Origin of the sequence: Vibrio sp. SBT000027, assembly GCF_963894355.1 — a bacterium.
GTDB classification, from domain to species: domain Bacteria; phylum Pseudomonadota; class Gammaproteobacteria; order Enterobacterales; family Vibrionaceae; genus Vibrio; species Vibrio splendidus.
Map to the genome: position 1 here is coordinate 1 of NZ_CAWQGD010000005.1, position 24,215 is coordinate 24,215.

13 protein-coding genes, 3 tRNA genes and 5 rRNA genes are annotated in these 24,215 nt (G+C 46.7%); 16 read left to right on the plus strand and 5 right to left on the minus strand.

Annotation, left to right across the window (positions count from 1 at the left end; all coding sequences use genetic code 11):
- From AACU28_RS24175 to AACU28_RS24210, 8 genes are all read left to right on the plus strand, one after another.
- Nucleotides 1–2,534: ribosomal RNA gene (locus tag AACU28_RS24175) — 23S ribosomal RNA — on the plus strand; the annotation flags it as partial.
- 98 nt (nt 2,535–2,632) lie between these two features.
- A 5S ribosomal RNA gene (gene rrf / locus AACU28_RS24180) occupies nt 2,633–2,748 on the plus strand.
- Nucleotides 2,749–3,161: 413 nt separating this feature from the next.
- Nucleotides 3,162–4,716, plus strand: a 16S ribosomal RNA gene (locus AACU28_RS24185).
- A 66-nt stretch (nt 4,717–4,782) separates the two neighbouring features.
- Nucleotides 4,783–4,859, plus strand: a tRNA-Ile gene (locus AACU28_RS24190).
- Between the two features lie 21 nt (nt 4,860–4,880).
- Nucleotides 4,881–4,956, plus strand: a tRNA-Ala gene (locus tag AACU28_RS24195).
- A 338-nt stretch (nt 4,957–5,294) separates the two neighbouring features.
- Nucleotides 5,295–8,187, plus strand: a 23S ribosomal RNA gene (locus tag AACU28_RS24200).
- Nucleotides 8,188–8,285: 98 nt separating this feature from the next.
- Nucleotides 8,286–8,401 (plus strand): 5S ribosomal RNA (gene rrf, locus AACU28_RS24205).
- Nucleotides 8,402–8,468: 67 nt separating this feature from the next.
- Nucleotides 8,469–8,545: transfer RNA gene (locus tag AACU28_RS24210), tRNA-Asp, on the plus strand.
- A 927-nt stretch (nt 8,546–9,472) separates the two neighbouring features.
- Here the strand turns inward: AACU28_RS24210 and AACU28_RS24215 are convergent.
- From AACU28_RS24215 to hemC, 4 genes are read right to left on the minus strand one after another with little or no spacing between them, the layout of a single operon-like run.
- Nucleotides 9,473–10,654 carry a heme biosynthesis protein HemY gene (locus tag AACU28_RS24215; protein WP_121603700.1) on the minus strand — a complete coding sequence of 394 codons (1,182 nt, stop codon included), beginning with the start codon at nt 10,652–10,654 and terminating at the stop codon, nt 9,473–9,475.
- Entirely contained in the window at nt 10,654–11,880 is a 1,227-nt protein-coding gene (locus AACU28_RS24220; RefSeq protein ID WP_121603701.1) for a uroporphyrinogen-III C-methyltransferase, read from the minus strand. The genes AACU28_RS24215 and AACU28_RS24220 overlap by 1 nt, the downstream gene beginning before the upstream one ends.
- Before the next feature lie 19 nt (nt 11,881–11,899).
- The gene (locus tag AACU28_RS24225) at nt 11,900–12,628 is read right to left on the minus strand and encodes a uroporphyrinogen-III synthase (protein WP_054542664.1); all 729 of its coding nucleotides are present in this window, start codon (nt 12,626–12,628) and stop codon (nt 11,900–11,902) included.
- A gap of 2 nt (nt 12,629–12,630) precedes the next feature.
- Nucleotides 12,631–13,569, minus strand: a complete 939-nt coding sequence (hemC, locus tag AACU28_RS24230; RefSeq protein WP_009848205.1) for a hydroxymethylbilane synthase — start codon at nt 13,567–13,569, stop codon at nt 12,631–12,633.
- Nucleotides 13,570–13,913: 344 nt separating this feature from the next.
- Between hemC and AACU28_RS24235 the strand changes: the two genes are divergently transcribed.
- On the plus strand, nt 13,914–16,442 hold the full coding sequence (locus tag AACU28_RS24235; RefSeq protein ID WP_121603702.1) for a class I adenylate cyclase: 2,529 nt from the start codon (nt 13,914–13,916) through the stop codon (nt 16,440–16,442).
- 69 nt (nt 16,443–16,511) lie between these two features.
- On the opposite strand, the gene cyaY is transcribed toward AACU28_RS24235, so the two are convergent.
- Nucleotides 16,512–16,826, minus strand: coding sequence for an iron donor protein CyaY (gene cyaY / locus AACU28_RS24240; RefSeq protein WP_102489177.1), 315 nt, complete (start codon nt 16,824–16,826; stop codon nt 16,512–16,514).
- A 75-nt stretch (nt 16,827–16,901) separates the two neighbouring features.
- Here cyaY and lptM point away from each other — a divergent pair, with 75 nt between their 5' ends.
- The 7 genes from lptM to AACU28_RS24275 all read left to right on the plus strand — a co-directional run bounded on the left by lptM (nt 16,902) and on the right by AACU28_RS24275 (nt 24,201).
- A complete protein-coding gene (lptM, locus tag AACU28_RS24605; RefSeq protein WP_407830041.1) occupies nt 16,902–17,018 on the plus strand; it encodes an LPS translocon maturation chaperone LptM in 117 nt (38 codons plus the stop codon).
- 42 nt (nt 17,019–17,060) lie between these two features.
- Nucleotides 17,061–18,314 (plus strand): diaminopimelate decarboxylase, encoded by a 1,254-nt coding sequence (gene lysA, locus AACU28_RS24250; RefSeq protein ID WP_004736616.1) that lies wholly within the window; start codon nt 17,061–17,063, stop codon nt 18,312–18,314.
- Between the two features lie 11 nt (nt 18,315–18,325).
- Nucleotides 18,326–19,156 (plus strand): diaminopimelate epimerase, encoded by an 831-nt coding sequence (gene dapF, locus AACU28_RS24255; protein ID WP_004736615.1) that lies wholly within the window; start codon nt 18,326–18,328, stop codon nt 19,154–19,156.
- 44 nt (nt 19,157–19,200) lie between these two features.
- Complete coding sequence (locus tag AACU28_RS24260) at nt 19,201–19,899, plus strand: DUF484 family protein (protein WP_054548358.1); 699 nt, start codon at nt 19,201–19,203, stop codon at nt 19,897–19,899.
- Nucleotides 19,868–20,800 carry a tyrosine recombinase XerC gene (gene xerC / locus AACU28_RS24265; RefSeq protein WP_065605272.1) on the plus strand — a complete coding sequence of 311 codons (933 nt, stop codon included), beginning with the start codon at nt 19,868–19,870 and terminating at the stop codon, nt 20,798–20,800. Before AACU28_RS24260 ends, xerC begins: the two co-directional genes overlap by 32 nt.
- 15 nt (nt 20,801–20,815) lie before the next feature.
- A complete protein-coding gene (gene yigB, locus AACU28_RS24270; RefSeq protein WP_017090345.1) occupies nt 20,816–21,532 on the plus strand; it encodes a 5-amino-6-(5-phospho-D-ribitylamino)uracil phosphatase YigB in 717 nt (238 codons plus the stop codon).
- A gap of 170 nt (nt 21,533–21,702) precedes the next feature.
- Entirely contained in the window at nt 21,703–24,201 is a 2,499-nt protein-coding gene (locus AACU28_RS24275) for a bifunctional diguanylate cyclase/phosphodiesterase (RefSeq protein ID WP_121603703.1), read from the plus strand.
- Nucleotides 24,202–24,215: the final 14 nt, after the last annotated feature.

Sequence of the window (24,215 nt, forward strand, 5' to 3'; positions counted from 1 at the left end):
ACGAGTAGGGCGGGACACGTGATATCCTGTCTGAATATGGGGGGACCATCCTCCAAGGCTAAATACTGACTGACCGATAGTGAACCAGTACCGTGAGGGAAAGGCGAAAAGAACCCCTGTGAGGGGAGTGAAATAGAACCTGAAACCGTGTACGTACAAGCAGTAGGAGCACCTTCGTGGTGTGACTGCGTACCTTTTTGTATAATGGGTCAGCGACTTAATTTTAGTAGCAAGGTTAACCGTTTAGGGGAGCCGTAGGGAAACCGAGTCTTAACTGGGCGTACAGTTGCTAGGATTAGACCCGAAACCAGGTGATCTAGCCATGGGCAGGTTGAAGGTTGAGTAACATCAACTGGAGGACCGAACCGACTAATGTTGAAAAATTAGCGGATGACTTGTGGCTAGGGGTGAAAGGCCAATCAAACCTGGAGATAGCTGGTTCTCCCCGAAAGCTATTTAGGTAGCGCCTCGGACGAATACTACTGGGGGTAGAGCACTGTTAAGGCTAGGGGGTCATCCCGACTTACCAACCCTTTGCAAACTCCGAATACCAGTAAGTACTATCCGGGAGACACACGGCGGGTGCTAACGTCCGTCGTGGAGAGGGAAACAACCCAGACCGCCAGCTAAGGTCCCAAAGTATAGCTAAGTGGGAAACGATGTGGAAGGCTCAGACAGCCAGGATGTTGGCTTAGAAGCAGCCATCATTTAAAGAAAGCGTAATAGCTCACTGGTCGAGTCGGCCTGCGCGGAAGATGTAACGGGGCTAAGCTATACACCGAAGCTGCGGCTACGTACCTTAGGGTATGTGGGGTAGGGGAGCGTTCTGTAAGCCGTTGAAGGTGGTCTGTAAGGGCTGCTGGAGGTATCAGAAGTGCGAATGCTGACATGAGTAACGATAAAGGGAGTGAAAAAACTCCCTCGCGGAAGACCAAGGGTTCCTGTCCAACGTTAATCGGGGCAGGGTAAGTCGACTCCTAAGGCGAGGCCGAAAGGCGTAGTCGATGGGAAACGGGTTAATATTCCCGTACTTCTTACAATTGCGATGGGGGGACGGAGAAGGCTAGGTGGGCCTGGCGACGGTTGTCCAGGTTCAAGTACGTAGGCGGAAAGTTTAGGTAAATCCGGACTTTCTTAACGCTGAGATACGATGTCGAGCTACTACGGTAGTGAAGTCATTGATGCCATGCTTCCAGGAAAAGCCTCTAAGCTTCAGATTGTAAGGAATCGTACCCCAAACCGACACAGGTGGTCGGGTAGAGAATACCAAGGCGCTTGAGAGAACTCGGGTGAAGGAACTAGGCAAAAATGGTACCGTAACTTCGGGAGAAGGTACGCTCTTATCAGTGAAGTCCCTTGCGGATGGAGCAGACGAGAGTCGCAGATACCAGGTGGCTGCAACTGTTTATTAAAAACACAGCACTGTGCAAAATCGTAAGATGACGTATACGGTGTGACGCCTGCCCGGTGCCGGAAGGTTAATTGATGGGGTTAGACTTCGGTCGAAGCTCTTGATCGAAGCCCGGTAAACGGCGGCCGTAACTATAACGGTCCTAAGGTAGCGAAATTCCTTGTCGGGTAAGTTCCGACCTGCACGAATGGCGTAATGATGGCCACGCTGTCTCCACCCGAGACTCAGTGAAATTGAAATCGCTGTGAAGATGCAGTGTACCCGCGGCTAGACGGAAAGACCCCGTGAACCTTTACTACAGCTTGGCACTGAACATTGAACCTACATGTGTAGGATAGGTGGGAGACTATGAAATTGCGTCGCTAGATGTGATGGAGTCGTCCTTGAAATACCACCCTTGTAGTTTTGATGTTCTAACGTTGGTCCCTGAATCGGGATTACGGACAGTGCCTGGTGGGTAGTTTGACTGGGGCGGTCTCCTCCCCAAAGAGTAACGGAGGAGCACGAAGGTGGGCTAAACACGGTTGGACATCGTGTGGTTAGTGCAATGGCATAAGCCCGCTTGACTGCGAGAATGACAATTCGAGCAGGTGCGAAAGCAGGTCATAGTGATCCGGTGGTTCTGAATGGAAGGGCCATCGCTCAACGGATAAAAGGTACTCCGGGGATAACAGGCTGATACCGCCCAAGAGTTCATATCGACGGCGGTGTTTGGCACCTCGATGTCGGCTCATCACATCCTGGGCTGAAGTCGGTCCCAAGGGTATGGCTGTTCGCCATTTAAAGTGGTACGCGAGCTGGGTTTAGAACGTCGTGAGACAGTTCGGTCCCTATCTGCCGTGGGCGTTGGAAAATTGAAAGGGGCTGCTCCTAGTACGAGAGGACCGGAGTGGACGAACCTCTGGTGTTCGGGTTGTCATGCCAATGGCATTGCCCGGTAGCTAAGTTCGGAATCGATAACCGCTGAAAGCATCTAAGCGGGAAGCGAGCCTTGAGATGAGTTTTCCCTGGCACTATAAGTGTCCTAAAGGGTTGTCGTAGACTACGACGTTGATAGGCAGGGTGTGTAAGTGCTGCGAGGCATTGAGCTAACCTGTACTAATTGCCCGTGAGGCTTAACCATACAACACCCAAGGGGTTTTGTGGACTCAGATGTACCAGACCTTGAATGAGTTTGAAGAGAAATAACTTTTAAATCAGTTTTCCGAATTTTAAAATTTGCTTGGCGACCATAGCATTGTGGACCCACCTGATTCCATGCCGAACTCAGAAGTGAAACACAATAGCGCCGATGGTAGTGTGGGGTTTCCCCATGTGAGAGTAGGACATCGCCAGGCTTTAATTTCGACTTTGTCTATTTAATAGACAAGTCACCATAGAGTTCTAAGTTTTCTTAGAGTTTTATGTTGACTTTCAAAGTGGAAAGCGTATTATACGCGTCCTGCTTAAGTGCTAAGGCACTGAAAGCGTTCTCTTTTTAGAGAACACGCTCTTTAACAATTTAAACCTATCAATCTGTGTGGGCACTCGTTGATGAATATCAAAACGTTTTATCGTTAGATAAAACAGATTCTTCGGAATCAAAATTGATTTCAATGAACTGAGTGACCAATACAAAATTAAGTTTACTTAATTTTGGCACAGTCAATTCATTACCATTCTGTTGGAATGGTAATAGCTTTAGAATTACATGTTCATGTTTACATGAATATTAGTTTTGAAGTCAGTATTCGTTGAGTCACAAAATCTTAAATTGAAGAGTTTGATCATGGCTCAGATTGAACGCTGGCGGCAGGCCTAACACATGCAAGTCGAGCGGAAACGACACTAACAATCCTTCGGGTACGTTAATGGGCGTCGAGCGGCGGACGGGTGAGTAATGCCTAGGAAATTGCCTTGATGTGGGGGATAACCATTGGAAACGATGGCTAATACCGCATAATGCCTACGGGCCAAAGAGGGGGATCTTCGGACCTCTCGCGTCAAGATATGCCTAGGTGGGATTAGCTAGTTGGTGAGGTAATGGCTCACCAAGGCGACGATCCCTAGCTGGTCTGAGAGGATGATCAGCCACACTGGAACTGAGACACGGTCCAGACTCCTACGGGAGGCAGCAGTGGGGAATATTGCACAATGGGCGAAAGCCTGATGCAGCCATGCCGCGTGTATGAAGAAGGCCTTCGGGTTGTAAAGTACTTTCAGTTGTGAGGAAGGGGGTAACGTTAATAGCGTTATCTCTTGACGTTAGCAACAGAAGAAGCACCGGCTAACTCCGTGCCAGCAGCCGCGGTAATACGGAGGGTGCGAGCGTTAATCGGAATTACTGGGCGTAAAGCGCATGCAGGTGGTTCATTAAGTCAGATGTGAAAGCCCGGGGCTCAACCTCGGAACTGCATTTGAAACTGGTGAACTAGAGTGCTGTAGAGGGGGGTAGAATTTCAGGTGTAGCGGTGAAATGCGTAGAGATCTGAAGGAATACCAGTGGCGAAGGCGGCCCCCTGGACAGACACTGACACTCAGATGCGAAAGCGTGGGGAGCAAACAGGATTAGATACCCTGGTAGTCCACGCCGTAAACGATGTCTACTTGGAGGTTGTGGCCTTGAGCCGTGGCTTTCGGAGCTAACGCGTTAAGTAGACCGCCTGGGGAGTACGGTCGCAAGATTAAAACTCAAATGAATTGACGGGGGCCCGCACAAGCGGTGGAGCATGTGGTTTAATTCGATGCAACGCGAAGAACCTTACCTACTCTTGACATCCAGAGAAGCCAGCGGAGACGCAGGTGTGCCTTCGGGAACTCTGAGACAGGTGCTGCATGGCTGTCGTCAGCTCGTGTTGTGAAATGTTGGGTTAAGTCCCGCAACGAGCGCAACCCTTATCCTTGTTTGCCAGCGAGTAATGTCGGGAACTCCAGGGAGACTGCCGGTGATAAACCGGAGGAAGGTGGGGACGACGTCAAGTCATCATGGCCCTTACGAGTAGGGCTACACACGTGCTACAATGGCGCATACAGAGGGCAGCAAGCTAGCGATAGTGAGCGAATCCCAAAAAGTGCGTCGTAGTCCGGATTGGAGTCTGCAACTCGACTCCATGAAGTCGGAATCGCTAGTAATCGTGAATCAGAATGTCACGGTGAATACGTTCCCGGGCCTTGTACACACCGCCCGTCACACCATGGGAGTGGGCTGCAAAAGAAGTGGGTAGTTTAACCTTTCGGGGAGGACGCTCACCACTTTGTGGTTCATGACTGGGGTGAAGTCGTAACAAGGTAGCCCTAGGGGAACCTGGGGCTGGATCACCTCCTTATACGAAGATACCACGATGAGTGTCCACACAGATTGATTAGGTTTAGAAAGTAAAAGAGACGATATTGGGTCTGTAGCTCAGCTGGTTAGAGCGCTCGCCTGATAAGCGGGAGGTCGGTGGTTCGAGTCCACTCAGACCCACCAATATCGACTAGATACAAAGATGGGGCTATAGCTCAGCTGGGAGAGCGCCTGCCTTGCACGCAGGAGGTCTGCGGTTCGATCCCGCATAGCTCCACCATCTTTAAGTGTTTTTATCTGAAAATATTTAAAAATGGTTCATTAGTTTGAATCAAGCTCTTTAACAATTTGGAAAGCTGACTGATTGATTTACTTACGAGTAATTCAATCAAATTTAAAAGTTCTCAATGTTTATCTTATCATTAGATAAACACAACAAACACATTCAAGTGTCTTGTATTCGAATCAAACTTTAGTTTGATTCACAATTGAGTCCGGCAAACAGTCATCAAGAATTAACCCTTCTTGATGACAACCAAAAACCTTGGTTAGTTGCCATACGCTTATTTGTCTTCACTTTTTAAAGTGAAAGCAAATAGAAACCCTTTCGGGTTGTATGGTTAAGTGACTAAGCGTACACGGTGGATGCCTTGGCAGTCAGAGGCGATGAAAGGCGTAATAACTTGCGATAAGCCCAGATTAGGTAGTAATAACCTTTTGAGTCTGGGATTCCTGAATGGGGAAACCCACTTACATAAGTAAGTATCCTGTTGTGAATACATAGCAACAGGAGGCAAACCGGGGGAACTGAAACATCTAAGTACCCCGAGGAAGAGAAATCAACCGAGATTCCGAAAGTAGCGGCGAGCGAAATTGGATTAGCCCTTAAGCTTTTAATGATGCAGGTGAAGAGTCTGGAAAGTCTCGCAATAAAGGGTGATAGCCCCGTAACCGACACATCATAATCAGTGAAAACGAGTAGGGCGGGACACGTGATATCCTGTCTGAATATGGGGGGACCATCCTCCAAGGCTAAATACTACTGACTGACCGATAGTGAACCAGTACCGTGAGGGAAAGGCGAAAAGAACCCCTGTGAGGGGAGTGAAATAGAACCTGAAACCGTGTACGTACAAGCAGTAGGAGCACCTTCGTGGTGTGACTGCGTACCTTTTGTATAATGGGTCAGCGACTTAATTTTAGTAGCAAGGTTAACCGTTTAGGGGAGCCGTAGGGAAACCGAGTCTTAACTGGGCGTACAGTTGCTAGGATTAGACCCGAAACCAGGTGATCTAGCCATGGGCAGGTTGAAGGTTGAGTAACATCAACTGGAGGACCGAACCGACTAATGTTGAAAAATTAGCGGATGACTTGTGGCTAGGGGTGAAAGGCCAATCAAACCTGGAGATAGCTGGTTCTCCCCGAAAGCTATTTAGGTAGCGCCTCGGACGAATACTACTGGGGGTAGAGCACTGTTAAGGCTAGGGGGTCATCCCGACTTACCAACCCTTTGCAAACTCCGAATACCAGTAAGTACTATCCGGGAGACACACGGCGGGTGCTAACGTCCGTCGTGGAGAGGGAAACAACCCAGACCGCCAGCTAAGGTCCCAAAGTATAGCTAAGTGGGAAACGATGTGGGAAGGCTCAGACAGCCAGGATGTTGGCTTAGAAGCAGCCATCATTTAAAGAAAGCGTAATAGCTCACTGGTCGAGTCGGCCTGCGCGGAAGATGTAACGGGGCTAAGCTATACACCGAAGCTGCGGCTACGTACCTTAGGGTATGTGGGGTAGGGGAGCGTTCTGTAAGCCGTTGAAGGTGGTCTGTAAGGGCTGCTGGAGGTATCAGAAGTGCGAATGCTGACATGAGTAACGATAAAGGGAGTGAAAAACTCCCTCGCCGGAAGACCAAGGGTTCCTGTCCAACGTTAATCGGGGCAGGGTAAGTCGACTCCTAAGGCGAGGCCGAAAGGCGTAGTCGATGGGAAACGGGTTAATATTCCCGTACTTCTTACAATTGCGATGGGGGGACGGAGAAGGCTAGGTGGGCCTGGCGACGGTTGTCCAGGTTCAAGTACGTAGGCGGAAAGTTTAGGTAAATCCGGACTTTCTTAACGCTGAGATACGATGTCGAGCTACTACGGTAGTGAAGTCATTGATGCCATGCTTCCAGGAAAAGCCTCTAAGCTTCAGATTGTAAGGAATCGTACCCCAAACCGACACAGGTGGTCGGGTAGAGAATACCAAGGCGCTTGAGAGAACTCGGGTGAAGGAACTAGGCAAAATGGTACCGTAACTTCGGGAGAAGGTACGCTCTTATCAGTGAAGTCCCTTGCGGATGGAGCAGACGAGAGTCGCAGATACCAGGTGGCTGCAACTGTTTATTAAAAACACAGCACTGTGCAAAATCGTAAGATGACGTATACGGTGTGACGCCTGCCCGGTGCCGGAAGGTTAATTGATGGGGTTAGACTTCGGTCGAAGCTCTTGATCGAAGCCCCGGTAAACGGCGGCCGTAACTATAACGGTCCTAAGGTAGCGAAATTCCTTGTCGGGTAAGTTCCGACCTGCACGAATGGCGTAATGATGGCCACGCTGTCTCCACCCGAGACTCAGTGAAATTGAAATCGCTGTGAAGATGCAGTGTACCCGCGGCTAGACGGAAAGACCCCGTGAACCTTTACTACAGCTTGGCACTGAACATTGAACCTACATGTGTAGGATAGGTGGGAGACTATGAAATTGCGTCGCTAGATGTGATGGAGTCGTCCTTGAAATACCACCCTTGTAGTTTTGATGTTCTAACGTTGGTCCCTGAATCGGGATTACGGACAGTGCCTGGTGGGTAGTTTGACTGGGGCGGTCTCCTCCCAAAGAGTAACGGAGGAGCACGAAGGTGGGCTAAACACGGTTGGACATCGTGTGGTTAGTGCAATGGCATAAGCCCGCTTGACTGCGAGAATGACAATTCGAGCAGGTGCGAAAGCAGGTCATAGTGATCCGGTGGTTCTGAATGGAAGGGCCATCGCTCAACGGATAAAAGGTACTCCGGGGATAACAGGCTGATACCGCCCAAGAGTTCATATCGACGGCGGTGTTTGGCACCTCGATGTCGGCTCATCACATCCTGGGGCTGAAGTCGGTCCCAAGGGTATGGCTGTTCGCCATTTAAAGTGGTACGCGAGCTGGGTTTAGAACGTCGTGAGACAGTTCGGTCCCTATCTGCCGTGGGCGTTGGAAAATTGAAAGGGGCTGCTCCTAGTACGAGAGGACCGGAGTGGACGAACCTCTGGTGTTCGGGTTGTCATGCCAATGGCATTGCCCGGTAGCTAAGTTCGGAATCGATAACCGCTGAAAGCATCTAAGCGGGAAGCGAGCCTTGAGATGAGTTTTCCCTGGCACTATAAGTGTCCTAAAGGGTTGTCGTAGACTACGACGTTGATAGGCAGGGTGTGTAAGTGCTGCGAGGCATTGAGCTAACCTGTACTAATTGCCCGTGAGGCTTAACCATACAACACCCAAGGGGTTTTGTGGACTCAGATGTACCAGACCTTGAATGAGTTTGAAGAGAAATAACTTTTAAATCAGTTTTCCGAATTTTAAAATTTGCTTGGCGACCATAGCATTGTGGACCCACCTGATTCCATGCCGAACTCAGAAGTGAAACACAATAGCGCCGATGGTAGTGTGGGGCTTCCCCATGTGAGAGTAGGACATCGCCAGGCTTTAAATTAAATCTTTAGGTTGACCGACCTGGGGATATGGACGCTCACTTAGTGAGTTGACCACTGCGGAGTGGTAGTTCAGTTGGTTAGAATACCGGCCTGTCACGCCGGGGGTCGCGGGTTCGAGTCCCGTCCACTCCGCCACTTATTAGAAAAGCCCTGCTAGAAATAGTAGGGCTTTTTTACATCTCAAGAAAAATGTTTTGCTCTTCGGCCGAATGAGTCCTACAAAGGGTTTGCCTGAAGTCCGCAACCCCGTCCATTCCACTACTTATTAGAAAGCCTAGTCTGACGACTAGGCTTTCGTCGTTTCTGGGTTATGAGTTTTAACTCTTGGTTTTGACTTCCGTAAAAGGTTGTTTTGGTTAGTAATCGTTGAATCGACGATTGATTAGAAAGCTGTGTTAGCAATAGCCGGGCTTCGCGCTTATGGGCTCTAACATGACAAATTATTTTTAATCAATAAGTTAGCAGGGGCTTTCTAAGTAGCGGTGGCTTCTTAATTACTCTGTTGAGTGATGATTAAGCCGCGCTTTAAACTTCGGAGTTTTACTGTGTCTCAGGATTGATTTCGTCTAGAGTCTGAAACTCCGCTGCTATACATTCACTTCTTCAATCTTAAACTAAGCTATCTGATCGTTATTCCTTCAAAAATCTATATAAAGGTTGTCAGTCAGCTCAAATGGATTCTAAACAGCTTGTTTTATAATTGGCTAAAACTGCATACGGATAGCTCTAAAGTATCCCTCAGTGTTTTTTAGGAAACCTTGCGGGTGATTTCATGAGGATTTAACCTCATGACTTAAAATCAGTACTTATAAAACATTAATAGCATTTGAAATCCAATGATCAAGATGTGTGACTTATGGATTGTTCCGAGCTAGGCAGGCCTTATTAAAAACGGACGGTGCTTCGGTCAGCAATAAGCTGGGTGTGGAGAAGGGATCTGGATGGAAGACTTTTACTACCATCTCTAGTGTTTGCTTATTGGTACTGAGGAAGTTATCTAAGGTAAACAGTAGATACAAAAAAGCCGATGCTTGGCATCGGCTTCATGATAGTTGTAACAGTTTAAGCTGGTTGAACGAGAGCGAGTGCCTTACGAGATACTTCGTGCGCTGCCTTCGTTAAGTTTTGTTTTTCTAGCGCATCAGATAGGTATCCGTAATCTGATACGTTTGAGCGAAGTGCTAGTGCTTTCTCGAAGTGGCCTTGTGCTTCTGCCCATTTCTGTTCTCTTAGGTAGAACTGAGCCAATGCGCTGTGTGCTTCGGCATTGCCACCATCTTTACTGATGGCGCGCTCTAGCATTACAACGACTGGGTGGTGATCGGCAAGGTTAAGCTCTGGAAGCAACATGTAGAGCTCATTTGAACCACTCTTCACAATGTTCTCTTTGATCACTGTGAAGGCTTCTGAGTCAGCTTTACGAGCGATCAGTTGCTTCACAAAGCAGGAAACAAGATGAGAGCTTTGTTTCTGCTTTCTTGAAAGCTTGTTCCAATGGCTGATTAAACCTTCGCTACCTTGCTGCTGTGCCACATCGTGAAGCAGGCCACATTGTGCTTTTTGTTCTAACTCAACTTGCTCATCAGCTGTAAGAAGCTTGTTTTTAGCTAGCTTAGGCGTTAACTCCAGTAATGGCTGCCAGAGTTTAAGCTGCATGTAGGTGGCTTTTAGTAGGCCAAGTACAGCGGTGTTATTAGGGTACGTACCTTTTAAGGTCGAAAGTGTATCGAATGCGGCTTCGTAGTTCGATTCACTGATCTGTTGTTTTGCTTTAGTTAGCTCAACGGCCAGTAGAGAGTCCTCTTGCTGGCTAGCAAGTTCGATGTATTTATCACGCTCACTCGTATTACCTTGTTCATGGGCAGCTTGAGAAGCGACTAAATAACAAAGCAGAGGCATGTCGTGATGATTAGCCCAACGAGTTACTTTCCTCTCTGCGCCTTTCCAATCACCTTCAAGAAGTTTGATGATGCCTTCATTGGTATAACGACGAGAACGTTTTAGTTTACGAACACTGAACCAGTTCCAAGTCGTTGAGCTTGCGTACATAAGCTTTTTGAATAGGTACTCCAAGCCGAATAGAGCAGCTAGAAGAGCAATGACAAAAATAACCATTGTTGTCACGCTCATCTCAATGGTCTTATTTGCTATCGAGATCAGGACATAACCTTGCTGACCTGAGAACTGGGTACCGACAACTAATCCGGCACCTAGAACGAGAAAAAGAAAAATCCAGCGAATCATTATTTCTCCTCCGTGGTCATAACGGTCACTTCACGACGTAGGCGCTCGCGTATAACATCTGACAACTCATTTTGAGACTCAAGTTTTACAGGGTATTTCACTGAGATATTCTGCTCACTTAACTGTTTAATCGCCTTCTCAAATTCAATCACTGAGTTGTTATCTTGGTTTAGGTACGCTTTCGACCACTCGCTAGCGGTATTAAGTGCTGCACTGTAGACATCACCTTGCTCTTTGTAGACAGCGCGAATTGCGGTCTCTAATTTGCCCTTAATATTCTCACGTAGGTAGAAGTGTTGTTCAGGAGAGAGTAGAGGGATGACTTCACCATCACGACTACGGAAGGTGATGAAGTTTTCTGAGAAGTCTTTCATCGACGTCATCAGGTTGTTCTGCCAATCATTAATATCTTTCGATACCGCTTTTTTCTCAACAACTGCAGCTTCTGGAAGAATTGCATTGGCAAGCGGTAGCGTATCGACTTGCTGTTGTAGGCTCGTGATGCGCAAAACTAAGCCATCGCGGTCGATAAGAGGGATAGTACGAAGCTTAGTAATATCATTGGTCATTGATTGGCGCAGTGATACTAAGCTTGGGTCATTTAGTGCTGCGATACGTTGATCGGCGCTTTCCATTAGTTTGGTTGCGCTAACGGCATCATGCTCAAGGAATAGTTTACGACCTGCTAGTTTTACTAGGTAATCGGCTTCAGCAAGCAACCAGTCATTTGGTCGACGGCCTTTAACGTCAGCTACTGCTAACTGCAGGCTTTGAATACTCTTTTGTTGCTGGGATTGTACGACCTGAGTTTTCTCCACTGCGTGAGAAGCTTCTTGGATAGTCTCTTGCTTGATGGTTTGCAGGTCTTTATTTACTGCAGATTGGGTATTTTGCAGTTGTGTTTGAAGAGCAGCGATTTGAGTTGAGTACTCAGCGCTCTTTTGCTGCATTTGAAATGCGATGCCGCCACTGAAAATAATAGAAATAGCGATCGCAATAGCGCCTAGTTTGACACCGCGCTTACCTTGTTTTTCTGCTTTCTCGATTTGCTCATTATGCTCAGCTTGAGGCTGTTCACTTTGAACCGTATTTGACGCAGAGGCATCAAGTTTTTTTTCAGGCTGTTTTGTCTCTGTAGATTCAGCTTTTTCGTTTTCAACAACTACTGGCTGAGTGTCTTGTTTCTTTTCAGGTTCAATATGCTCATTATTTTTTTTGCTTGTCATGCTTATTTCCTGTTTCTAGCTAGGGCCGGAGAGCAGCCAGTAATATTTGGTTCGTAGCACTGTGAGTATTGGTCACGTTCGAGAAACCGAGTTGTTGTGCTCGTTCTACTATGCGCTGGCTTGGGACAAATAGTTGTCTCGTTGAAAGCCAAGCCAAATACTCATCAGGGGTAATTGAGCAGAGATACTCCAATTGTTCCTGACTAGTGATGACAACTTTGGACGTTTTTTTGTTTATCCATGTTTGATAGATATTGTGATCGTTAATGGGAATATATTCTCTACGGTAGGTCTCACAATAAGAGACTTGTGCACCTCGATTGAGTAAAGAATCTCTAATGAGCTCACGCCCACCATTTCCACGCAGTATCAAAATGGATTTATTATCTACGCCATTAAGTTCAGTAAGTTTGAGAAGATGTTCACTATCACTCACTTGGGGATAGTTTACTTTTTGTTTACTAACTTTGCTTAAAACGTGCGCAGTTTTTTGACCAACGCCAAGATAAAGCGGCGAAGTTGGCCAAATAGATGAAGTTTTCGAAAGGATGTTTTGGGCAGCGGTCACAGCGTGGTGACTGACTGCAATAATGATATCGCTGTTATTAAGCTGGGTGCTTAAATCCGATGAGTGTGGATTATCAACGATACGAATAAGCGGATGATGGATTGCTTGAATCCCTTCATCCGCTAGTTGTTGGCAAAGCGATTGTCCCTCTGAGCCGGGACGTGTCACCAACACTGTCATAATTATTCTTGGTCAGCGTAGAGCTTGGTTAAGATTTCTCTCGCACCATCATCCAGCAATTGATTTGCCAGAGTAACGCCAAGCGCTTCTGCATCTTTGCGAAGGCCAGAGATCTCACCACGAACCATTTTAGAACCATCCGGTTCGCCTACTAATGCACGTAGCCAGATATTATCGCCATCTAATAATGAGTAGCTGCCGATAGGAACCTGACAACCACCTTCTAGGGTAAGGTTCATTGCACGTTCGCACAGGACACGATCAGCCGTGTCTTTATGATTCAGTGGCTCAAGGAGTTTAATCAGACGCTCGTCATCAAGGCGACACTCAATACCAACAGCGCCTTGGCCAACAGCAGGTAGAGATTGCTCTGGTTCGATGAAGCTACGAATACGCTCTTCTAGCTCTAGACGTTTAAGACCAGCAGCAGCCAGTACGATCGCATCGTATTGACCATCATCGAGTTTACCTAGACGAGTACCAACATTGCCGCGCAGTTCTTTGATGATGAGATCTGGGCGGTATTCTAGCAACTGACATTGACGACGCAGGCTACATGTACCCACGACAGCACCTTGTGGTAGCTCGTCGATGTTGTTGTAAGTGTTTGAAACGAAAGCATCGCGAGGGTCTTCACGTTCACAGATAGTTACTAGACCTAGACCTTCAGGGAAGTCGACCGGTACATCTTTCATTGAGTGAACGGCTAGGTCAGCACGACCTTCTAGCATGGCTACTTCGAGTTCTTTAACGAACAACCCTTTACCACCCACTTTAGCCAGCGGGGTATCTAGGATGATGTCACCTTTGGTCACCATAGTTACCAACTCAACCTCTAAACCAGGGTGAGCAGCTTGCAGCGCATCCCTTACAAAGTATGCCTGCCAAAGGGCAAGAGGGCTTTTTCTGGTCGCGATACGGATTGGTGCTGAATTTGTCATGGTGTTTCCGATATAGGTTCTGTAATAGGCTAATCCTACCATTGTGAGGCGAAAATTCTTACTGTTTGATCATTCCATGCTTTGATAGCTGAGGGATTTTCATGAGTTCACCAAAATAGTGTGATTGGTATCTCATTTGAAACATGGGCTATTATTAGAAATAGGTAATAAAGAGGACACTACGGCGCCGTGAGTTTAACTTTTTGTCATCAAGGCATTGGCCAGTATGACAGGTTCCTTTGCTTTACCATTAAGGGTAAAAGTGTTAAATTGATCACGTTTTGTTGCTCCTTTCGTTCAGTAACTAAACAGAAGTGCATTTAATCTCAAACCAAGGACTTACCTTGCAGGCTTACACTCAGACTTTGATTCAACGATTAGACAATCTTAATCAGCAGCGCATTGATCGTGCGTTGGCGTTGATGAATGTCCAAGGCCAGCGAGTTTTCAACCTTATTCCTGCACTACTTCACTTCAATCATCCCATGATGCCTGGTTATTATGACCAACAAGTTCCTTTTGGAATTCGTAGCTTCAAGCCTAATGAATTCCAAAAGCAATTTGTCTCTGATACCGAATTAACGCTGGGTGGAAAACTCACCGAGGCTGCTGAACCGGCAATCCTGGGCTTGTACACCATGGGCAGTACTTCTTCTATTGGCCAAAGCACTTCAAGTGATCTCGATATCTGGGTGTGTGTTTCTCCGGATATGGATGGCGCATCTCGCGACAGCCTGACCAACAAATGTTTGTTGATTACCGACTGGGCTGAAACCTTAGGGGTTGAAGCTAACTTCTTCTTGATGGATGAACAGCGTTTCCGCTCAAACCATTCTGAAGAGATGACCGGTGATAACTGTGGTTCTTCACAGCACTTATTACTGCTTGATGAGTTCTATCGCTCTGCCGTTCGTTTGGCTGGCCAGCGTTTGTTGTGGCAAATAATTCCGCCAGAAATGGAAGAGTGTTACGACGAGTATGTCCAAGGCCTGTGTCAGGATGGTTATCTTGATTGCTCGCAGTGGATCGATTTCGGCAAGCTGAACCGCATCCCTGCTGAAGAGTACTTTGGTTCAAACCTATGGCAGCTCTATAAGAGTATCGACTCACCGTATAAATCGGTTTTGAAGGCGATCCTATTAGAAGCTTATTCATGGGAATACCCAAACACCCAACTGCTTAGTATTGATACCAAGCGTCGCTTCTTCGCGGATGAACCGGATCTGTATGGCATGGATAGCTACTATCTGATGCTTGAGAAGGTAACGCGCTATCTAGAACGCATTAACGACCACACTCGATTGGACTTAGTGAGACGCTGTTTCTACCTTAAGACCCACGAGAAGTTGTCACGAGATGCGGGCATTGGTTCTGTTGCGTGGCGTCGTGAAGCCTTAACTGAGATGACTAAGTCTTGGAGTTGGGGACATGAAACTATTGCTGAGCTCGACAACCGCCGTAACTGGAAGGTTGAGCAGGTTAAAGTGGTACACCATGCACTGCTTGATGCCTTGATGCTGAGCTATCGTAATCTGATTCAATTTGCGCGTCGCAACGACATCACTTCGGCAATCAGCCCACAAGATATCAGTATCTTGGCGCGTAAGCTTTACGCTGCGTTTGAGGTCTTGCCAGGTAAAGTGACGTTACTGAATCCACAAATATCCCCAGATCTGCATGAACCAGACTTGAGCTTTATTGAAGTTCGTCAGGGTCAGTCGAATAAAGCCGGTTGGTATCTGTATAAACAACCGCTGGTAGCGCATCGTATTCTTGGTCAGCCTTCTCTGGAGCACCATGAGTACTTGAGTAAGTTGGTTGCTTGGTCGTTTTTTAATGGCTTGATTACCGAGTCGACGCGTTTGCACTCTGTGGTGCGTGACGCTCAGATTGATATCGATAAGTTCTACCAAATGGTGAGCGACCTGCGTAATACCTTCTCTTTACGTAAGCGCCGCCCGAGTATGCAAGCTCTGGCGAGCCCGTGTGAAATAAGCCAACTGGCGATGTTCATCAACTTTGAAAGTGACCCAACTTCTGAATTAAGTGGTCGTGCGTTGAAGGTTGATCTTAAGAACGCCGATATCTTCAGTTTTGGTGAAGAGGGTAAGAGTTTAGTCGGCAGTGTTGATCTGGTTTATCGTAACTCTTGGCATGAAGTACGTACGCTTCATTTCCAAGGTGATACTGCAATGCTCGACGCGTTGAAGACGGTACTTGGTAAAATGCACCAAGATGCTTTACCGCCAGAATCGGTCGATGTGTTCTGTTACAGCAAAAACCTGCGTGGTGTGATGCGTAATATGGTGTATCAACTGCTTGCTGAGTGTATCGACTTACGATTGAAACCGATTGAGCCGGAGAAGCGCCGCCGCTTCAAGGCTATTCGTCTGGCAAACAAGATGTTTGGCCTGTTCTTTGAACGTCGTGGCGTTTCGGTGCAGATGCTGGAAAACTCGGTCGATTTCTATCGTAGTATCTCGACGAATAAGCTAAAGGGCTCACCTTTACTGATGCTCGATAAAGAGCAAGAGTATCAGCTACCAGAAGTGGTTGATGGTTTTGCGAGTGAAGGTTTAATTCAATTTTTCTTTGAGGATACCGACAAAGGTTTCAATATTTATGTATTGGACGAGTCGAATCAAGTTGAGGTGTATCACCAATACAGCGGTGAAAAAGATGAGATGATCGCGAGCGTGAATTCTTTCTACACTTCAGTAAAAGATGAGTCGAAGGTGTCATCTAAGTTGATTAATTTCAACCTACCTCAGTACTACCAAATTGTTCATCCTGAAGAAGGTAACTCTTACGTGGTGCCTTACCGTAATGATGCGACTTTAGCTTCTCGGAGCTCAAAAATAGTCAACATCTAGGCTTATTCTCGATAATTGATATTAAAAAAGGAGTGATTGATTCACTCCTTTTTGTTTTTTTACCAATAATTAGACCCAATTGATCTCTTCATCTGCGTGTTTTTCGCATTCTTCTTTGACCATATCAAACAGTTCCATACCCGTCTTTGAGCATGTCCATTTGTCATCAACTAGCTTGAAGTGAAAGCCACCAGATTTAGATGCTAACCAGATCTCACGCATTGGTTCTTGGCGGTTGATGATAATTTGGCTGCGGTTTTCAAACTCCAGCGTCATCACGTTACCAGTCACTTCGTAATCAACATCTGCCTCTGATTCATCGATAGCTTCTTCGATGTTTTGCATCTGTATATCGACCAGTTGATGAAATTCCGTATCGTTCATCCTTTCTATCCTATTGCTTTTCTTGAGTGTGGTGCGATTATAGGGGGCATTGAGTCAATAATCACGATATGCAAAATGAAAAAATTAATTACCGCTCTGTTTATAGTGTCCGTTATTGGACTTTCTGGTTGTGGTCAAACAGGTCCGTTGTACGATCCTGATGCAGTACAGCAAACTGAACAATCAGAATAAGTGAAAACACGCAGAAATCGTTATTTATAAGGGATAAGAACTTTGGATTACTTCAACTATCAGGAAGATGGCCAGCTTTGGGCTGAGGACGTCGCACTTTCACAACTAGCAGAGCAATATGGTACTCCGTTGTACGTATATTCTCGTGCAACATTAGAACGCCACTGGAATGCGTTTGATTCATCGGTTGGTGAGCATCCACACTTGGTGTGTTATGCCGTTAAAGCTAACTCGAACCTTGGCGTGTTGAATACTTTGGCTCGCATGGGCTCAGGTTTCGACATCGTTTCTGGCGGTGAGCTAGAGCGTGTGGTTGCTGCGGGTGGCGATCCGGCTAAAGTTGTGTTTTCTGGTGTCGGCAAAACAGCCGCTGAAATGAAGCGTGCGCTTGAGTTGAACATTAAATGTTTCAACGTAGAGTCTGAGCCAGAACTGGAGCGACTGAATAAAGTGGCTGGTGAGCTTGGTGTTAAAGCGCCGATTTCACTGCGTATCAACCCAGATGTTGATGCGAACACTCACCCTTACATTTCTACGGGTCTGCGTGATAACAAGTTCGGCATTGCCTTCGACCGTGCTCCTGCAGTTTATGCGTTTGCAAAAACACTCGATAACTTGTCTATCCACGGTATTGATTGCCACATCGGTTCCCAATTAACGGATATCGAACCTTTTATCGATGCCACTGATCGTCTGCTTGCACTGATCGACCAACTACGTGCCAATGATATCAACATCAAGCATCTTGATGTTGGTGGCGGTTTGGGCGTGGTTTACCGAGATGAATTACCACCACAACCTTCAGATTACGCGAAGGCTTTGTTGGCTCGTCTAGACAATCATTCTGATCTAGAGTTGATTTTCGAGCCTGGAAGAGCGATTGCTGCGAACGCTGGTGTATTATTAACGAAAGTTGAGTTCCTGAAGCCAACAGAGCATAAAAACTTTGCCATCATCGATGCGGCAATGAACGATCTGATGCGCCCGGCACTTTACCAAGCTTGGCAGGATATTGTGCCAGTGAGCCCGCGTCAGGGTGAAGCGGTGACTTACGACTTGGTTGGCCCTATCTGTGAGACGGGTGACTTCCTAGGTAAAGACCGTGACCTTGTTCTTGAAGAAGGCGACCTACTGGCCGTTCGTTCTGCAGGTGCTTATGGCTTTGCTATGTCATCTAACTACAACACTCGTTCGCGTGCGGCTGAAGTGATGGTTGATGGCGATAAAACTCATTTGGTTCGTCAGCGTGAAGAGCTTACGAGTCTGTGGGAACTTGAAAACATTCTTCCGGAGTAATTTTAAGCGTTATGCACTTCCACTTTTCTAAAATGCATGGTTTGGGCAATGATTTCATGGTCGTGGACTGCATTACTCAAAATATTTTCTTTTCTCCAGATTTGATCCGTCGTTTGGCGGATCGTCACACTGGTGTGGGTTTTGATCAGCTACTTGTGGTTGAGGCTCCCTATGATCCAGAAACTGACTTCCATTACCGCATATTCAATGCGGATGGCAGTGAGGTGGAGCAGTGTGGTAATGGTGCGCGTTGTTTTGCTCGATTCGTTCGCATGAAAGGCTTAACGAATAAGTACAGCATCAACGTGAGCACCAAGAAAGGAAAAATGGTTCTCAAGATTGAAGACAATGACCAGATCACTGTCAACATGGGCATTCCTGAGTTCGAACCAGGTAAGATTCCATTCAAGGCAAAGCAGCCAGAGAAGACGTATATCCTGAGAACGGATGTACACACCTTGTTCTGCGGTGCCGTAAGCATGGGTAACCCGCATGTGGTTACTGTTGTTGATGACGTCGATACTGCAGATGTGGAGACCTTAGGTCCGCTTCTTGAATCACATGAACGCTTCCCTGAGCGAGTTAATGCTGGCTTTATGCAAGTGATTAACCGTGAAGAGGTTCGCTTGCGTGTTTATGAACGCGGTGCGGGTGAAACTCAGGCGTGTGGCAGCGGTGCATGTGGCGCGGTTGCGGTTGGTATCAATCAAGGTTTGCTGGCTGAGAACGTGAAAGTTCGTCTACCTGGTGGTGATTTGCAGATTAGTTGGCAAGGTCCGGGTAAACCTCTGTTTATGACTGGCCCGGCAACCCATGTGTTTGATGGTCAACTTTCTTGCTAATAAACATTCATAACCAATAGATTCATAAAAATAAAGGATAGGTTTTGTCTTACGTTGAAGCCGACGCACTCACCGCAGAAGTGGTCGCGGAATATTTACGTGATAACCCAGATTTTTTCCAAGACAGGAAAGGTTTGGTTGATCGCCTTGCTATCAATAATGTTGAGCAGGGCGCTGTTTCTCTGGTGGAGGTCCAGCTTAAACGCCAACGCCACCGAATCGAAGAGCTAGAGGAAGAAATCACTGGCTTGATGTCGTTGGCAGCGAATAACGATAAAACCTTCTATGAATTTATGGATCTGCAAGCTCACGTGCTGAAATGCAGTGACTTTATGCAGGTTATCAAAGCTGTTGAACAAAAAGCGTTAGATTTAGGGTTGAAGGCTCATGTACGAATTCTCTCGCAACCTGGCTTTTATAAGCTGAGTGAAGAGCGCTATTCGAAGTTTTCGCTCAACCACTTCAATGGTAAAGATGCTTATCTAGGGCGCTTGAGAAAAGCCGACAGACACGATTTGTTTGGTGATTTCCAAGTTCCAGAGCTAGGCTCTTATGTAGTACTACCACTTGCTAAGCAGTCTCCATTGGGTTTGCTTGCCTTTTCTAGTGAAGATGGCGGACATTTCCAACCTCATATGGATACGCTATTTTTACGCCATTTAGCACTTGTTGTGTCTCATTTGGCGGACACCTTACCTTGGCAGATAAATAATGAGCCTAGAGCCCAAAATACCTCTTCCTAACAGCCTTCAAAAGCCACTTTCTCGCTTCTATGAATATCTCAGAAGCGAGAAGGGACTCAGCCTACACACCCAACGCAATTACAAACAACAACTTGAAACTATGGCCGCTCATTTGGTCACTCTTGGACTGAAAGATTGGAGCCAAGTAGACGCGGCGTGGGTAAGACAACTTGCCAGTAAAGGCATGCGTGAAGGAATGAAAGCGAGCAGTATTGCGACGCGCTTATCTTCATTACGCAGCTTCTTTGATTTCCTTGTGTTACGTGGCGAAATGACTGCAAACCCAGCCAAAGGGGTTTCTGCACCTCGCAAACAGCGTCCTTTACCTAAAAATCTCGATGTCGATGAAGTCGGACAGTTGCTTGACGTGAATGAAGACGACCCATTATCGATTCGTGATCGAGCGATGATGGAGGTGATGTATGGTGCAGGTTTACGTCTCGCTGAACTGGTTGGCATCAATCTTAAAGATGTGTTGGGCCGGCAAGGCGAAATCCGAGTGATTGGTAAGGGCGACAAAGAACGCAAAGCGCCGTTTTCAGGACTGGCTAAAGAGTGGGTCGATAAATGGCTCAAAGTGCGCGGTGATCTCGCTTCTCCGGGAGAAAAGGCTCTGTTTGTGTCCAAGTTAGGGACCCGGATCTCTCATCGCAGTGTGCAAAAGCGCATGGAAGAGTGGGGTAAGAAGCAATCCGTCGCGAGTCATATTAGCCCGCATAAACTGCGTCACTCCTTTGCAACTCACGTGCTTGAATCGAGCCAGAATCTTCGCGCTGTCCAAGAGTTGTTGGGCCATGAAAACATCTCGACAACCCAAATTTATACTCACTTGGACTTCCAACACTTAGCTCAAGCGTACGATGAGGCTCACCCTCGAGCACGTAAGAAGAATAAAGATTAGATTAAAGGTTTTACTATGCGAATTTATCGAGGGTTGAAGCCCATCAAAGCCATGACCTTTGACTTGGATGACACCCTGTATGACAACTGGCCTGTGATCATGAAGGTAGAAAAAGAGATGGCGCAATGGCTTTACCAAAAGCACCCAGTGTCGGCTTCTTTATCGCTTGAAGAGTGGCAGGGCATTAAGCAGCAAGTCGCCTCTGAAAACCCAGCTTTAAAGCATGATGTTACCGTTTGGCGTGAAACACAGATTAAGAGTGGCTTACTGCAGTTGGGCTATTCTCAGCAGCAAGCTGAACAGGCGGCTCGTGAGGGGATAGAACATGCTTTGTGGTTGCGCAATCAAGTCGATGTTCCTCAAGAAACGCATCGAGTGATGGCAGAACTTAGCCAACGCATTCCTTTGGTTGCGATTACCAATGGCAATGTCGATCCACATAAAATTGGTTTAGGGCAGTATTTTCAACGAATTCTTAAAGCTGGCCCAAACGGTAGAGCAAAACCCTACCCAGATATGTTTGATAAAGCGCAGCAATACTTAGATGTTGATGCCATCAACATTCTTCATGTCGGCGATCATCTTAGAACGGATGTTTACGGAGCTAAGCAAAATGGCTTCCAAGCATGCTGGTTTAATGACATTGGTTCCAATTTATACCTCTCTTCGAAGGCGAGTGTGCTGCCTGATGTTGAAATAGAGCAACTTAGCGATCTTATGCGACTAATTTAAAGACTTCTGTAAGCTTATTGTGTCGCATTTATGATATTGAATTGTTACATTAGTCGCAATTAAATGCCTGTTTAGGCTAGGATAATTGGCGACTACTTTTTATCGATTCATTTTAGTCATAGCAGTGGTTGCGGGTTCTTCACTTCACTCTATTTCGATCAAGGGTTGGCATGCAAACATTTACATTTCTCGCAAATACTGAGGAGCTATTTAAATCTCAATTTGATCAGCGAGAGTGGTGTGACAGCAAACAATATCTTATTCAACTTTTCTCTGCCCAATCTTCTGATGTGGCTCGTCGAATCGCGAGTGTTGCTCTCAATCGCCTAAGCAATGCCACCCTAATTGGCCAGAGTGCTCGTCATGTTATCTGTGACAATTGTCTTGAGAGTCGTTGTACCTTAATCATTATCAGTGAGTTTAATGAAACCCGTTTAACCTCCGCGGTTCAGCCTTTTACTGGCAACCCAAACCAAGACAGCCAAGAGCTCGCTTCTCAACTAGATCTCTCGAAAGATGCTAAAACGGTCATCAGCCTATGCGATCAGGTTGAAGGTCGTGACTATCCTATCTATAGCGCCTTTGAAAACCTACCCTACACATTGCCTGTTGCTGGTGGCTTGTGTCATGAGAATGAATACGGGCGTTGGGTTATGCATAACGAACAGACCTACCAACACGCTTGCGTGGCGGTGGCTCTGACTAACCCCAGATTGAAGGTTTGGTCGGACGCGTACTCTGAGTGGAACCCGATTGGGATGAAGCTACGAGTCACACATGCAGTCGGAAATCGCTTATACGCGTTGAACGACAAGCCGGCTATCGACGTATTCAAACATTACCTTGCTGATGGTAAAGATCTCCCTTGCAGTCAGTTGATGAGCTTTCCGCTTTATCGAGAGCTTGGCAGAAAGAAGGGCATATCGACACCGCTGCGTATTAATGATGATGGCAGTATCGAGTTTGATAGTCCTTGGCATGTCGGCGAAGAGGCACAGTTTTGTTATAACCATCCTTCTTTGACCGCAGAAAAAGTGCGTCACGGCGCTGAGATGCTTGCCATGCATCAGCCGGAATCGGTGATCATCTATAACTGCGTCTCTCGACTTGAATTCATCGACAGTAAACTTGAGCTCAAGCCATTTGAGGGGATAGTAAACGCGTGCGGCGCATACTGCATGGGCGAACTATACCGCAACGACGATCGCCAAGAGATACTGCATCACAGCCTCACCTATATTGCGATGAGAGAGTCGGACGAGATTAATGAGTTTCGTTGTGAAGATTTCCAGCGTGACTCAACGGTATCGCCACTGCTTAATCTCGTCAGAAATGCGGTGGCTGATCTCGACAGCATGAACACGCAGATGGAGAAAAAACTTCATCAACAGGCGCGCCGTTTAACCGAAAGCTACCGCATTGATTCTCGCACTGGGCTGCCCAACCGTATCGTATTAAAAGAGCGCCTCAATACGATTCTCGTCAGTGAGCACTTACTGACGTTAAAGCTGACTAATTTCCATCAAGTTAACGAGAAGTATGGTTACCAAGTGGGTGACCAGCTGTTACTTGATCTGTCTAATCATTTTGTCGAGCGATTACACCTTAGTGTGGCTAAGGAATCTCAGGTGAAAGTAGAGCTGTTCAGCATTGGTGTCGGCGAATGGGCGATCATTTTTAACGCCAATGTTGGCTGCGATAAGATAGAACAACGTTTCGTTGAGTTTGCTGACGATATTGAGCACATCAATTTTGAGCCGTATGGCTTGGCTGATATTGATTATCTGTCAGTTTCTCTGTGTGGCGGCTTCGCTAGTCGTTGCGATTTCCTAACCGATAGTGGTGATGAGATCTTATTGAAAGCGATCGAAGCTCGACGTTATGGGGTTAGGAATAACACTCACATCACTAATGCTAAAGACATTCAGGTGAGTGAAGAAGATCGTAAAGAGCAACTAGGCTGGCTGAGCTGTGTAAGTCGTGCGATTTTAGATCAGAACATCATCACTTATACCCAGCCAATTGTGGCGTCCGGTACTCACGAAATGATTGGCCAGGAGTGCTTGGTCAGAATCATGGAGTCAGACGGTACCATTGTGCCACCAGGTAAGTTCTTACCTATCATTGCCGACACGCACCTTTACACTCGCCTCAGCCGACACATGATTAAGAACACCATAGGTTATATGGCGGATAAGCAAAGCCCATTTTCTATCAACCTATCCCCGCAAGATTTGTTGAGCGACAAGACGCTTGAGGTACTCGAGACCGCCATCAGTGCTATGAACGATCCCACTCGACTTGGCCTAGAGGTTCTCGAGTCTGAGCAAATTAAAGATTATGGTCGCATGATTGAGGTGTGTGATCACTTCCGTGCTCTCGGGGCGAGAATCATTGTTGATGATTTTGGGTCTGGCTATTCCAATATTGATGAGATCATTAAGCTTGAGCCGCAGATTATCAAACTCGACGGTAGTCTGATTCGCAACATCGACAAAGACCAAAAGCAAAGAAATATCGCCTCTCAGTTGGTTCGCTTATGTCAGGTGTTTAATGCGCAAACCGTCGCTGAATTTGTCCATAACCAACAGGTTTGTGAGATAGCAGAGCAAATGGGTGTCGATTATCTGCAAGGTTATTACTTTGGTGAGCCTAAGCGACTGTTTTAGTTGTTAAAGCTTTC